This is a genomic window from Chryseobacterium vietnamense, from assembly GCF_031454475.1.
In the GTDB taxonomy this organism is placed as follows: Bacteria; Bacteroidota; Bacteroidia; order Flavobacteriales; family Weeksellaceae; genus Chryseobacterium; species Chryseobacterium vietnamense.
In genome coordinates, this window is the sequence record NZ_JAVDQX010000002.1 from 21,488 (window position 1) to 35,989 (window position 14,502).

A 14,502-nucleotide genomic window follows, 5' to 3' on the forward strand; every position below is an offset into this window, starting at 1 on the left:
TAAAGCTTTTGAAAAATTACTTATATTTAATTAATTAAAAACAAAGTGGATATAATGAGAAAAAATCACTTTTATTTTACCAGCTATGTGCAGGCTTTTTATGGGATTAAATAGTACAAGATATAATTGTTTACAGATGAAACTGATATTTATATTATTATTAATCACTGGTTCTTCTTTCAATGCTCAGGAAGTCATCCGTGAGAAAGATGGTACTGTTATTATAATAACCCATTGCGAAAGAAAGTATGCAAGAGATACACTGGCTTATCTTAAAGAATTTGAAGTAGCTAAAGACAGATATATTGGGAAACCTTTCTCCATATTGCTAAGCGATATGAGATTGGTACAACCTAAGATGGTATCGTCTGAGTTCCATGGCAGAAAGAAAAATATAACACCAGGTTCTATGTTTAAATTTTCTGCAGGAACGCCAGGTGTGGATAATCCAGCAACTTTATTGATACGCTGGCAAGACCCTGTTCCAAGAGATCAAACAAAATATTACGAGCAAAAGAACAGTTTCTATTTTACCACTGAAGAAAAGAATTTCTACGGAAGTAAGATCGTAAAAGATATTATTATATATAGATAAATATTCTGAGCAATATATTTATATAAAATGGCCTCCAATTTTCTGGAGGCTATTTTTATAAGCTAACTTCTTATTTGTATCTGCTGTAAACTTAAAATAAAGTTAATCTCAATTATGCATAGAATATTTGAGGAATGATTACTTTTAATTGCTTATATAATTGAAATACAATTGTTTAATTTTGTTTTGTGATGACAGTCATCTTAAAAAAGCTAAAATTTCTTAATAAAAACATAAGAAAACCTTAATGAGTGGTGGAAGCAGGCTGATCTAATTTTGCACCTAATCAAAAAGGAGATCATGAATGTATTTAAAATCCCTGTATCCGTAACGTATTTAACGGGAAGGGTATTACTTATTGGTGCAATATCAGCTTCACCGATGTTCCTCGCTCAAAAAAAAGACAGCTTAAAAGAAAAATCCATCGACGAGATTGTTGTTGTCGGGTATGGAACACAGAAAAAAAGTAAAGTTTCCGGTGCTGTTTCGGAGGCTTCGCTGGATAAGCTTACTTCGAGATCTTTGTCCGGAGTAGGAGAAGTACTTCAGGGTAAAGCACCCGGAGTTACTGTAGTGAACGAGGGTGGTGATCCTAACGGCTCACCTAAAGTAAATATTCGTGGTCTGGGAGGAATCAATGGTGAAACGCCTTTGTATGTTGTAGACGGAGTAGTTTTTAATGGAACACCCTCTATTAATCCAAATGATATTCAGGATATTTCTGTGCTAAAAGATGCTTCTGCAGCTATTTACGGAGCAAGATCTTCAGGAGGGGTTATTCTTATTACCACTAAAAAAGGGAAAAAAGGAAATCTTACGGTAGATTTTGATGTTAAATACGGAGTCAACCAGGCTTGGAGGCTGAAGGAATCCCTGAATGCTGCGGAATTCCAGGATGTGATGTACAAAGCCTATGAAAATGCCGGGAAGCTGGGAAGTTTGCCGATGGCTTTTAATCCCAATCAATATCCGGACGGAAGAGTTACCAGAACAGACTGGATGAAAGAAATTTTCAGAACAGGAACAATCCAGGAATACAATGTAAACTTAAGTGGAGGAAGCGAAAAATCCAGATATTTCGTAGGTATGAACCACAGAAGTCTTGAGGGGATTTTATTGAATACTCAGGCAAAACGATACAATTTTAGAGTCAATTCTGAACATAAAGTAAAAGACTGGCTGACAATTGGAGAAAATATGTACTATAATTACTCTGACGGAAATACAGCCGATACAAAAAGTGGATATACAGGAGCTTTAGTAGCTGCCATGTACTATCCGCCCAATGTTCCGGTATATACGCCAAGTGGTGCATTTTCCGGATTACCCATTGATGTGGCAGGAGGTTATGGAGATATGATCAACCCGGTGGCGTATCTTAAAAGAATCAGCATCAGAAACCCTACCCACGAGATTTTAATCAATCCTTATGCTGAAATCACACTGGCAAAAGATTTAAAATTCCGTTCCAATTTTTCACAGACTTTTAAATTGGGAGATGTAAAGAACTTTACGTACAGAGTGTTGGAAGTAGGAAAAATTTTTGATACCAATAATCTAGAATATCAATCCAATAATTCATCTACAGCTCTTGCGGAGCAGTTGTTGACTTATAAAATATCAGCGGGGCAACATAATTTTGATTTCCTTGGAGGTTTTACTTTCCAGAAAACAATTGATGACGGTTTTGTGGCAAAATCGTATGACTTCAGAAGTGAAGCTGAGGTTTTCCAACACCTTCAGAATGCTGCGGATACCAATAAAGATGTTTCCAGTTACAGATTCAAACAATCTTTGGTTTCTTACCTCGCGAGAGTAAACTACGACTATGCAGGAAAGTATATCGTGAGTTTATTGGGAAGACGTGATGGTTCTTCACTGGTAGCCAAACAGAACAGATTTGCTAATTATTATGCCGTTTCTGGTGCATGGGTAGTTTCGAAAGAAAACTTTCTGAAAGATATTTCATGGCTTTCAAGTCTGAAACTGAGAGGAAGTTATGGTATTCTGGGAAATCTTGGAGGAATTTCGCCACAGGCAGTGAACCCATTGATGACAAGAGATAATAATATTATTTTCGGACAGGATCCTTCTCAGAATATTGCTTATTATGCAACCACACGTCCAAATCCGGATCTGAAATGGGGTAAATCTGAACAGACCAACTTTGGGGTGGATGCTTCATTCCTTCACAACAGTCTTTCTTTACAGTTTGATTATTTCGTAAAGAATTCCAAAGACCAGATCTTCAACGTAAGCTTACCGAGTACGGCAACCTATAATAATCAGTATGTGAATGCAGGATTATTTCAGGATAAAGGATATGAATTAGGAATCAATTATAATAAGGTGATTTCAGGTGATTTTTCTTTCTCAGTAGGCGCTACAATGAGTCAACTAAAAAATACGGTGAAGCAGCTTGCCAATGTAGATGAGATCTTTATCAATGATAACGGAGTAAGAGGAGTATTGAAACCAACCCGTGTGAAAGTAGGAGATCCTCTGTATTCCTTCTATGGTTATAAGACGGGAGGGATTTTCCAGACTCAGGAAGAAATCAACAATTATAAGGATGCTAACGGAAATCTTATTCAGCCGAATGCAAAACCCGGAGATATCAAATTCCTGAAGAAAGAAGGAAATACAGGAGTGCTTAATAATAACGATTTTGTCAATCTTGGAAGTCCATATCCTAAATTCTCTTACGGATTCTCTTACAACATGACATGGAAAAATTTTGATCTGAATCTATTCTTCCAGGGAGTATACGGAAATAAAATATTTAACGGGATGAAGTTTATTTCTTTAAATCCAGGCGGGACAGGACAGAATTATAATATGGACAGAGATATCCTGAATGCATGGACACCTCAGAATACCAACACCGATATTCCAAGACTGGTACATGGTGATCCAAGTGGTAATTATTCCAAAGTATCGGATTTCTATGTGGAGGATGGATCTTATTTAAGACTGAAGAACCTTACCATCGGGTATTCATTACCAAAAGAATTGTACAGGAAACTGGATGTGAACAAAGTGAGAATTTATATGACCACCAACAACCTGTTTACCATAACGAAATATACAGGATTCGATCCTGAAGTAGGAATGAACTCTTACGGAGTTGATACCGGAAGATATCCTCAGGCACGCTCATTCATCTTTGGAGTGGAGGTCGGATTATAATTTTTTAACCAACAAAAAGTAAAAAAATGAAATTTTTCAATAAAATATTGTTAGTATCAGGAATATCTGTAATGCTTTTATCTTGTACAGGAGAACTAGATGTGCAGCCGGAAGGAACCCCTACGGAAGCCAGTTTCTGGAAAACGGAAAACGATTTGGTTACCGGAGCAAATGCTATGTACAAGCCTTTATTCGATGGTGAATTTTATGGAAGAGGACTGTTCTGGTTCATCAATGCCAGTGATGATATGGTAACCGGAAGAGCAAAAAGTGAGGCGGATAATGCGAAAAACTTCAGCAGCAATTATATCGCGGCAGGAGATCTTGAAACCCAATGGAACAAAAGATACAATGTGATTGGAGTGGCCAACCGTGTGATCCGTAACGTTGATAATATTCAGACTTCACAGGCTACCAAAAATAAATACCTGGGAGAAGCTTTGTTCATGAGCAGCAGAATGTATTTTGAGCTGGCTTATTCGTACGGAAATGAAAAAGCCGGAGTTCCAATTATCGATCGGTCGAAAGATCCGGATACCAACCCGATTCCAAGAGCAGCCAATGTAATGGAGAATTACACTTATATTGTGAATGACCTGAAAAGAGCCTCAGAATTATTACCTGCACAGGCAGAACTTCCTGCAAAAGATTATGGAAGACCTCATAAAGCAGCAGCATGGGCATTGTTAGCAAAAGTATATCTGTTTATGAAAGACTGGAAAAATGCAGAATTCTGGGCTAATGAAGTAATGACGAAAGGAAACAGAGCCTTATTGGGAAATTTCGCGGATGTTTTCAAAGCTGAAAATAACTACAGTTCGGAATACATCTGGTCGATCCCGGGAACACCAAAGTTTACCGCATGGGGAAGTATTCTTCCAGGAGTAATGCTTGAAAACAAAGGATGGGGAGAATATAACGGATGGGGATACTTCCAACCAACGAAAGAGCTATTTGATGAATACGAAACAGGAGACCTTAGAAGAAGTGCTACCATTCTTAAAATAGGAGACAAATTTACCTTTAATGGAAAAGAAAGAATATACGCTTCTTCTAATTCCCTTACCGGATACCAATTCAATAAATATATGGATGCGTTCAAATATCAATTGAACAGTGGCCACGTGAGTGCCAACGGAGATTATCCATGTACAGACCTTGCCGTGCCGATTATGCGTTACGCTGAGGTAATTCTTATCAAAGCAGAAGCTTCACTAATGCAGGGGAAATCTGCAGATCAGGAAATCAATATGATCAGATTACGTGCTGGGTTATCTGCGAAAAACGGATGTACTCTGGCTGACCTGAAGCATGAAAGACGTTGCGAACTGGCAGGAGAATGGGCAGACAGACACAGAGACCTTGTACGTTGGGGAGACGCGCAGGCAGCTTATGCGAAACCTTTGCACGGTATCAATGGACAGGTAGTCTGGGCAGCAAGAAACTTTAATCCGGCAGTACATAATGTTTGGGCAGTTCCACAGGCTGAAATCGTAAACAGTCACGGGATTATTAAACAAAATGAGGGCTGGTAAAATTTTAATCTTTTTATATATAAGTCACTATATCATTACAGAACCTTCTGTGGTGATATAGTTTTTTCAAAGGTATGGAGATAGGTCGTTTCATTTTGACCTATAAAATAATAATGATATACGAATGAAACTATCAAAAATATGGGCTGTATTGGCCCTGGCTGTTTTTTCTGAAAACCAGGCACAGAATTATTTAAATTATAATGTAGGGAATGCGCATTCGCATAATGATTATATGCAGGAAATTCCCTTTTGGCAGGCTTATTATGCTAACTTCGGTTCCATTGAGGCAGATGTTTTTCTGGTAAAAGGAAAGCTTTGGGTTGCTCATACTGAAAAGGAACTTTCTGCAGACAGAACGCTGGAAAATCTTTATCTCGATAATATTTCAAAACAGATTAAAATCAACAAAGGGAATATCTATCCTGACGCTGGTAAGAAACTTCAGTTGCTTATCGATATTAAGCTGGATTATAAAACATCACTGGATGCTTTGGTCAGTACCTTAAAAAAATATCCGGAAATCACGGATAATTCAGGAATAAAAATTGTGATCACCGGAGGAAGACCTCAGCCTGAAGATTTTAAAAATTATCCAAGCTATCTTTATTTTGATGGAGATCTGGATAAAAATTATTCTGCAGATCAGTTAAAAAGAGTAGGAATGTTCAGTGCAGACCTTCCCGGATTGGTAAAATGGAATGGAAAAGGAATTCCGAGAGACGAGGAAACGGCAAAGATTAAAACTGCTGTTGAAAAAGCACATGCCCAGCAAAAGCCAGTACGTTTTTATGGAGCACCGGACTTCCCGAATGCATGGGTGAATTTTATGGATATGGGCGTGGATTATATCAATACCGATCATATTCCGGATCTTAAAAAATTCATGAACTCTATTCCAAGAAACTTTTATAAAAATACAAAAGAATACAGCACATATACACCGACTTATGCATCAGATGGAGTAACTAAAAAAGTAAAGAATGTTATCCTCCTTATACCAGATGGAACTTCTCTGCCACAATATTATGCTGCCTTTACAGCCAACAAAGGGAAACTGAATGTTTTCAACATGAAATCCACAGGGCTTTCCAAAACCAACTCATCCAATGCCTATATTACGGATTCTGCACCGGGCTCTACAGCATTTGCAACAGGAGTGAAAACTAAAAATACTTTTGTTGGAGTTGATACTATGGGGAAAGCACTGGCACAAATTCCTGATATTATTGCTGAAAAAGGAATGACTTCCGGTCTTATTTCCACCGGAGATGTTACAGATGCTACACCTGCAGATTTCTATGCGCATTCAGATAACAGAAACAGTTCGGAACCTATTCTGAAAGATTTTGCAGCTTCAAAAACAAAAATTCTGATTGGAGGTCCTACCAGTGGATTGTCTCAGGAAAATATTCAGAAATTTAAAGAAGCGAAAATAGATTTGTATCAGAATCTGAGATCAGTAACGAAAATCAGCAACTGTACTTTAGTTATTGATCCTTTGGCCTCACAAAGAATCACCAATGGAAGAGGAAACTGGCTGGCAGATGCTTTTGATCTTACTTTAAATGATTTAAAAAATAATAAACAGGGATTCTTTATGATGATTGAAGCCTCCCAGACGGATGGCGGTGGCCATAGCAATAATATAGAACAGCTGGTTACAGAATTGCTGGATTTTGATCATGTTGTAGGGAAGGCGATGAAATTTGCTGATGAGAATAAAGAAACTTTAGTGATTGTGGTGGGAGATCATGAAACAGGAGGTTTAACCCTTTTAGACGGAAGCCTGAAAGACGGTTGGATTTTTGGAAATTTCAGTACGAATGATCATACCTCTATTCCGTCAAGTGTTTTTGCTTACGGGCCGAATTCAAAAGAATTCACAGGATTGTTTGAAAATACGGAGATCTTCAACAAAATACTGGCTGCTTACGGAATTAAGAAATAGCTTTTAATTATACTTTTACTTTTACAAAGAGAGATTGTTTCGTTTTCGAAGCAGTCTTTTTTTATGAATTAATTTAGAGCTCCTGCGGATTTAACAGATTAAGCAGATATTTATGGTAATCGGCGTTATCTGCAAAATCTGCGGGAGATAAAAAGCAGAACAAAATTCAAAAAGGCTGTCTCAACAAGAGAAACAGCCTTTGAATAAATCTAACAAATAATAATTTAGAAATTGGTGTTAACGATCAATTGAGAAAGCTCAGCATTCACAAAATCAATTGGCATTATTCCGAATGATCCCTGAGTATTCGTCTGGAAGAATGTTTTAAGTCTAGGATTGATATTATTGGATACCGTAGGAATACTTGGAATTCCAAAAATTCCCGGCTTATAACCGCTCGTGAAATTCACGAAAAGCTTACCGTTTGTATCATTTTTAGCTTCATTAAGAAGGCTGGAAATCCCATTCCACTTATCGTCATTATTAGTTACTTTATAATAATCCTGCACTTTCAACTGTACCCCGGAATTGTTGATATCAAAAGTAGTATTGTCTGCCCATGGTGAGGCGTTGATTCCTTTGGTTGTTCCCGAAGAGAATCTTCTTAGTAATTTGATCTTTCCCCTAACAGAACCCAGTGTAGGAATGTTTGCTCCAAGATCCCACTTAGAAGGATTTTTCTGTACATAAGCATCAAAGGTCTGTTCAAAACTTCTGGTCGTGTTGGAAGCATCATATTCTTCCTTTACAGACATAATAATGGTTTCAGACGGATTGTTTTGAAGGAATGTATAGCATGCATTTAAAACATCATCAAAGTTCAGGTTTTGGTAAATTGCTCCGTGATGAATAGTGAAAGCATTGTCAATATGTCTGCAACGTATATCCAGAAAACGGACTCCTGCATTAAGTTGCTCCGCAATGCTGAGGTCTTGGGTTTTAGCCGTACCCGATACCACGGGGGCATCTACACGTGCTCCTGAATCATGAGTTCCGGGAATGGAGATTTTTGAAAGGGAAATATTATCCTGAAGACCAGACATCCAGTTATTCAGGGCAACAGGTAATAATGAAGCCTTATTACTTGTTTTTGCTAAAGAAGCCCTAGGATTCTCATTAGAATCTCTTTCCATCATGCTGTCATTTGAACACGAAAAAAAGATAGACGCAGTAACAACTCCAAGAGTAATGGCTGTAAAGCGTTTCATGTTTTGTTTGAACATAGTTTTTTTATTTTTTAAGGTAGCTTAAAAATAAGAATATATCAAAACACGAGGAGTTAATTTAACTTTAAGAGATAATTAAGTTGGTATAAAGTCAGGGAGTTGGATGATGGAAGCTAGAAGAAATAAGACGATTTTTATTAACGCAAAGATTATTTTCTATTCTTAAAATTGAGGAAGCAAAAATGAAATCAATAAATTGATTCTTTCTAAGCGAATGCATAGCAATTAAGCTTCATTATCGACATTGTCACCTTCTTTGCTTTCTTTAAATAGAACTATAGAATTGTTTTTTTTTGCATTTTTAAAAGATATAGCTTTTCCAGATAGAAGTCTCTCTTAAAACACAAAATCCTCTTTCAAACCGGGAAGCCTGAACTTGTGGTCTCCGATAAAGAAATCATTCATTTTAATAAGAGCCGGGAATTGATGAGTAAATTCTTTATGCGAGTTTTCTGGTACTTTGGTATCATCATCACAGGATGAATATTCTCTGTCAATAATCACCTGGCCTGTAGAAAAATTGATCTCATTCGTAAAACTGAAATCACAGGTATCTTCAAAATGATCGTATAAACCTATCAGATAAAAATCCCCGTTCTGAAATCTGAAGGTATGCTTATATTGCTGGGTATGCCTTGAATTGGTAAAAAACAGCTGTTCGATAATAAGACAGTTATTTTTTATATCGATTGTAAGAGTATTATCGGAAGGATAAAATCCGAATCCGCTAGAAAAAATGATCTCGGAATTTTCTTTCCATACTTTCAGGCCGTTGTTTTCCTTTTTCAGAATATAGAAAACCCTTTTATAATCACTTGTACCTTCCGGGTTCTGCTCGTCTGATGCTTTTATATTCGTATTAAATATGAGGACTGTTTCATCTTTTCCATCTTTGTCAAGATCGCCTTTGGCTTCTGCAATCTGAGTATAGCCTTTCGGAACCGAAAAATTTTTCAGCTTCTGAGCAGATAAACTCGAAACAGATAAAACAAGCAAAAAGGAAAAGAAAGTTTTCATCATTATTATATTCAACTTGTTTAAACTTTTGTTTTTGAAACATTAAGATTGTATTAAAGTGTTGAGAGTAATAAGATGAGCTTCGCTTTTAAGCTTGAAAATCAGAATGATTCATCTTAACTATACTTTATTTCTTCAATCCTTCTTAAACAACTTCATTGTAAAAATGTGGTAATCCGAAATAAAAATTATTATTCAAATTACCACATTTTATAGTATTAAATTAATGGGATAGTATGCTTTCAAGATCTTTCCAGAACATTGGATAAGACTTTTCTACCACATCTTCATCTTCAATATTGAGCTCGCTGATCAGACAAAATGGTGCAAAACTCATGGCCATTCTGTGATCCTGATAGGTCTTAATAGAAATATGGCCTTGTGGCTCTCCAAAACTGATTGATTTAATCGTCTGATCTGTAATTTCTGTTTCAGTACCTAGTTTTTGCAGTTCATTATATAAGGCAAGAAGCCTGTCGGTTTCTTTTACTCTTAAGGTTCCCAGTCCTGAAATCTCAAAAGGGATTTTTAAAGCGGCTGCTGTTACACAAAGAGTCTGCGCAATATCAGGACAGTCATTCATATCCAGAACAATTTTTTCCGGGAAAGAAAAATCTGGCTGAGGTTCAAGTGTTAATTTATGCTCATCTTCAGAGAATGTAGTTTTAATTCCGAAGAACTTTTCGTAGATGTCAGCACTTGCAGAATCTCCCTGCGTTGACTCTTTATAAAAACTTTTCAGGTGAATCGTTTTTCTTCCCAATGCACAGATAGAGTAGAAGTAAGAAGCCGAGCTCCAGTCACTTTCCACCTCATAATGTACTACTGCGGAATTGTCAGGAGTGAAAGGTTCTACTTTAATGGTATTTCCTTCAAAACTGCTTTGGATTCCAAACTTTGTCAGAATATCAAGGGTCATTTCAATATACGATCTTGAAGTCACTTCTCCCACAAGGTTAATCACCAATCCATTCTCAAGTTTTCCTGCAACAAGAAGCAGGGAAGTGATAAACTGGCTTGAAATATTGGCAGGAACATTCACGGACGTCTCAGTAATCTTTCTTCCTGTAATTTTTAAAGGGGGAAAACCTTCGTTCTCCATATATTCAATTTCCACTCCAAGATCCCTCAAAGCACTTACCAGATTTTTGATAGGCCTTTCTTTCATTCTCCCGGAACCGGTAAGAATTGTCGTTTTACCTTCCTGAATAGAATAATAAGAAGTAAGAAAACGCATAGCCGTTCCCGCATGATGAATGTCTACCACTTCAGTATCCTCAGATAAAGCTTTTTTTAACAGTTGAGTATCCTGGGAATTGGATAGATTTCCGATTTTTATATTGCTGAACAGGCTTTCCAGAATCAATAAACGATTCGAAATACTTTTCGAACCGCTGATCTGTACTGTTTTATCTCCTGATAATTTTGATTTTTCTAGCTTCATTATGATCTGCATTATCTTAAAAAATAATGAGTTACAAATTGATGTATTATTTATAACTCATCATTTAACATTATTTCAATTTTTCGTTGTTCTGATGCCGGTCTTTATCCCGGTCAGTTTTAATTTTCATTTTTCTGTCAAAAGCGTCCTGTAGGTTGACTCCTGTTTGATTGGCTAAACATAACGTTACAAAAAGCACATCTGCCAGTTCTTCACCAAGATCTTTATTCTTGTCACTTTCTTTTTCGCTTTGTTCACCATATCTTCTGGCAATGATTCTTGCTACTTCACCTACTTCTTCTGTCAGCATCGCCATATTGGTAAGTTCATTAAAGTATCTTACCCCAATGGTTTTGATCCATTCATCTACCTGCTGTTGTAACTGGGTAATTTCCATTATTGATAAGCTCCTAAAGTTGGGTTGGCAGTTCTTGATACATTCACAATATCAAAAGGTACTGTTGCTGCTACAGCTGTATTTCCTTTTCCAAGAGCTGGTGAACCCGGTTTTACTCTTAAATTCATTTTTGCCATAAAATAATTGACAAACTGAGGCTCTGCATTTTTTACCGTTTGTATCACATTCGGATTGTTGTCAAAAGTGAAACCTGCTCCGGTGGCACTGGTATATTTGATTAATGAATTTTGAAGTAAAAATTCAAACTGCTGTCCTGGGGTTTGCTCAAAATGAATAGCATCATCTCTGTCAGAATAGACAATACTGTTTTTGATGTCAAGCTGCTGTAAGGCTCCTTGCTGCGATTGCCCTGCATCATTTTTCCATTCATTGGCGGCAAAAATTCCTGTTCTGTCAAAAGAGCTCATCGTCTTGGAGTAATTCGCGATCGTAGCATGAGTATAGCTGTGTTTTCCACCCAGGAAAATCCCGACACAGGATAAACCACAGTTGTTCATTACAAGATTGTTCGCATTTACTGTAGAACCTACAGCATAAATTCCATATTCAAAGAAAGTATGGATGAATGAATTGGTAATGGTAGCATTGGTTTGTTTCATATCCAATCCTCTCGTACCTCCGAAAAGCCTCGCATGGTTCATCTTAAGGGTAGAATTGGCTTCCATTTTAATAGAATTCCAGTTTTTAGGAATTGTATCATAATAAGGATCATTTCTGTCACCACGAAGAATAACCTGATCTGCCTGAGTTCCGTTAATATTCAAGACCGCTCCGGAAGATACTTTCATTCCACTGTTTTTGTGAAAATAAACCTTAGTTCCGGCATTGATATCAAGGGTTACACTTGGATTGATGGTAAGATTTCCGTAGATGATCTTTGCTTTATTGTTATTCCATGTGGTGGAACTGGTAATTACATTCGGGTTGCCAGGGGTCTGGATGAAAAATTCAGCATCCTGAACCACAGAAAATAAAGTCACATGTTGTTGTCCGGTTGGGCTGGTGAAAAGAACTTTGTCTTCTGCAATAGCTTCCGGTCCGGTAGCTTCCGGGGCAATTTCAACAAAAATATAAAGGCTGTCTTTCTTTCTTAAAGGAACATTTTTAAAATCATATCCCGGTTTTCCATCTACATTGATCCTATATAATGAAGAAGCTCCTTTTTCAAGATTCACTCTTGGAATCATAATGTCCTTATCTTCATTATTATATACTTTCACAACGTAAGTTTCTGAACGTACCTGATGATATACTGTATCACAAAATACCGTATCTCTAGAGAAACGGAGTTCCTGTGAAGGACTGTCAAACGTTATATCATCTTTATTACATGATACTGCTACAAGTAACATCCAGAAGGAAAAAGCCAGTAATAATTTGAATTTCATTGAAATTAAAGTTTAAGTAAGTTCCAAATTTAACGAAAATACTTTGAATTTCTTATCTATAAAAAAATATTGAATTCAGTATTTGGAATTTAGAAAAAATGTTGTATTTTTGCAACCTAAAATTTAGCAGAGAAATATCCATTACTATTTCGAAAGCAAACTTAATTTTTTTAAAAATAGTATTATGAAAAACGGAATCCACCCAGAAAATTATAGACTTGTTGTTTTCAAAGATATGAGTAACGACGAGGTGTTTCTTTGCAAGTCTACTGCAGAAACAAAAGACACTATCGAGTATGAAGGACAAGAGTATCCTCTAATCAAAATGGAAATCTCTTCAACTTCTCACCCTTTCTACACTGGTAAAGTAAAACTAGTTGACACTGCAGGTAGAGTTGATAAGTTCATGAACAAGTATAAAAAATTCGCTAAGTAATTTTTATACATTTAAAATATTAAAGTCTTCCAATTTTTGGGAGACTTTTTTTATTGTAAATTTGTTGACCTTGAACATAAACCTTAAACTTAAAAACTGAATGATGCAGTTAGTATTTTCAGACGCACAATATTGGGAAGACTTTCTTCCGCTTACTTTTACACGACCGGTTGCAGCGATGCGATGCGGAATTCTTACATTCTCAGAACGTTGGCAGAAAATCCTTGAAAATACTGAGGTAGCCTACTTCACAGAAATGTATCTTCAGGATAAATTTAAAAGCCCGGAGGAAAAAGAAAGTCTTTTTTTAGTTCCTAATTTCCTTCCCACAGAAACTGTAATTCAACAGATTAAAGACCTTAAGCAGGGAGAAGCATTGGTTTATGAAGACGAACTGATCGCTGCTAAAATCAATATGAAAGGTTTTTCTCTGAACCAGATTGAAAAAATGACCGATATTAAGGAAGAACTTGTTTTTTTCAAAAGACCGAAAGATCTTTTTTCTTATAATCACCTGGCGATTGATTTTGATTTTGAATTATTGACTACAGGAAGAGCTTCACAAGAGCTATCGTCTACCAATGGCTTTTTAGGAGATAAAAAAGATCTGTTCATTGAAGAAGGGGCCGAAATTGAATTTTCTACCCTGAATACTAAAACCGGAAAAATTTACATCGGGAAAAATACTGAGATCATGGAAGGCTGTCATCTTCGCGGACCAATAGCGCTTTGTGATGATTCCAAATTCAACCTTGGCGCTAAAATTTATGGAGCTACCACCATCGGCCCTCACTGTAAAGTAGGTGGAGAAGTAAATAATATCATTATCTTCGGATACTCCAGTAAAGGACACGAAGGCTTTGTGGGGAATTCTGTGATTGGGGAATGGTGTAATTTCGGAGCGGATACCAATTCTTCCAACATGAAAAATAATTATGGTAGCGTAAAATTCTGGAACTACAGAACAAAAGCATTCGAAGATACTGGATTACAGTTTGCAGGTCTGATTATGGGAGATCATTCCAAAACAGCCATCAATACCCAGCTGAATACAGGAACAGTAGTAGGAGTTGCATCCAATATTTTCAAACCAGGTTTTCCCCCTAACCTTGTGGAAAACTTTTCATGGGGCGGACTGAAGGATGATGAAAGATTCAAACTTGATAAAGTATATGAAGTGGCAGAAAGAGCCATGGCAAGAAGGAAAGTTGCTTTAACAGAAGAAGATAAAGCGATTCTGAAACATATTTTTGATACGTATTAACTAAAAATAAACCCCTCAGAATTTTTTTTGAGGGGTTTA

Annotated in this window: 11 protein-coding genes; 6 read left to right on the forward strand and 5 right to left on the reverse strand. The window is 36.7% G+C overall.

Annotated features, from left to right (window positions below; translation table 11 throughout):
* Positions 1–136: 136 nt before the first annotated feature.
* From J2786_RS09360 to J2786_RS09375, 4 genes are all read left to right on the forward strand, one after another.
* On the forward strand, positions 137–595 hold the full coding sequence (locus J2786_RS09360; protein ID WP_052187148.1) for a hypothetical protein: 459 nt from the start codon (positions 137–139) through the stop codon (positions 593–595).
* A 300-nt stretch (positions 596–895) separates the two neighbouring features.
* On the forward strand, positions 896–3,784 hold the full coding sequence (locus J2786_RS09365) for a SusC/RagA family TonB-linked outer membrane protein (RefSeq protein WP_047435739.1): 2,889 nt from the start codon (positions 896–898) through the stop codon (positions 3,782–3,784).
* Positions 3,785–3,810: 26 nt separating this feature from the next.
* Positions 3,811–5,319: a RagB/SusD family nutrient uptake outer membrane protein gene (locus J2786_RS09370; RefSeq protein ID WP_047435736.1), complete on the forward strand. Its 1,509-nt coding sequence runs from the start codon at positions 3,811–3,813 to the stop codon at positions 5,317–5,319.
* Between the two features lie 124 nt (positions 5,320–5,443).
* Positions 5,444–7,270: an alkaline phosphatase gene (locus J2786_RS09375; RefSeq protein WP_310024918.1), complete on the forward strand. Its 1,827-nt coding sequence runs from the start codon at positions 5,444–5,446 to the stop codon at positions 7,268–7,270.
* A gap of 224 nt (positions 7,271–7,494) precedes the next feature.
* On the opposite strand, the gene J2786_RS09380 is transcribed toward J2786_RS09375, so the two are convergent.
* The 5 genes from J2786_RS09380 to J2786_RS09400 form a co-directional block, all read right to left on the reverse strand.
* Positions 7,495–8,478, reverse strand: a complete 984-nt coding sequence (locus J2786_RS09380) for a phosphatidylinositol-specific phospholipase C (RefSeq protein WP_047435936.1) — start codon at positions 8,476–8,478, stop codon at positions 7,495–7,497.
* A gap of 354 nt (positions 8,479–8,832) precedes the next feature.
* Positions 8,833–9,516: a hypothetical protein gene (locus J2786_RS09385; RefSeq protein WP_052187147.1), complete on the reverse strand. Its 684-nt coding sequence runs from the start codon at positions 9,514–9,516 to the stop codon at positions 8,833–8,835.
* Positions 9,517–9,736: 220 nt separating this feature from the next.
* Positions 9,737–10,957 carry a 3-phosphoshikimate 1-carboxyvinyltransferase gene (locus tag J2786_RS09390; RefSeq protein WP_047435934.1) on the reverse strand — a complete coding sequence of 407 codons (1,221 nt, stop codon included), beginning with the start codon at positions 10,955–10,957 and terminating at the stop codon, positions 9,737–9,739.
* Between the two features lie 70 nt (positions 10,958–11,027).
* Positions 11,028–11,354 (reverse strand): nucleotide pyrophosphohydrolase, encoded by a 327-nt coding sequence (locus tag J2786_RS09395; protein ID WP_034692883.1) that lies wholly within the window; start codon positions 11,352–11,354, stop codon positions 11,028–11,030.
* Positions 11,354–12,763, reverse strand: coding sequence for a hypothetical protein (locus J2786_RS09400; RefSeq protein WP_047435732.1), 1,410 nt, complete (start codon positions 12,761–12,763; stop codon positions 11,354–11,356). Before J2786_RS09400 ends, J2786_RS09395 begins: the two co-directional genes overlap by 1 nt.
* A 184-nt stretch (positions 12,764–12,947) precedes the next feature.
* Between J2786_RS09400 and J2786_RS09405 the strand changes: the two genes are divergently transcribed.
* Together J2786_RS09405 and J2786_RS09410 are read left to right on the forward strand one after the other, a co-directional pair.
* Complete coding sequence (locus tag J2786_RS09405) at positions 12,948–13,199, forward strand: type B 50S ribosomal protein L31 (protein ID WP_002976190.1); 252 nt, start codon at positions 12,948–12,950, stop codon at positions 13,197–13,199.
* Positions 13,200–13,302: 103 nt separating this feature from the next.
* A complete protein-coding gene (locus tag J2786_RS09410; RefSeq protein WP_185097573.1) occupies positions 13,303–14,463 on the forward strand; it encodes a GlmU family protein in 1,161 nt (386 codons plus the stop codon).
* The last annotated feature ends 39 nt before the right edge of the window (positions 14,464–14,502 follow it).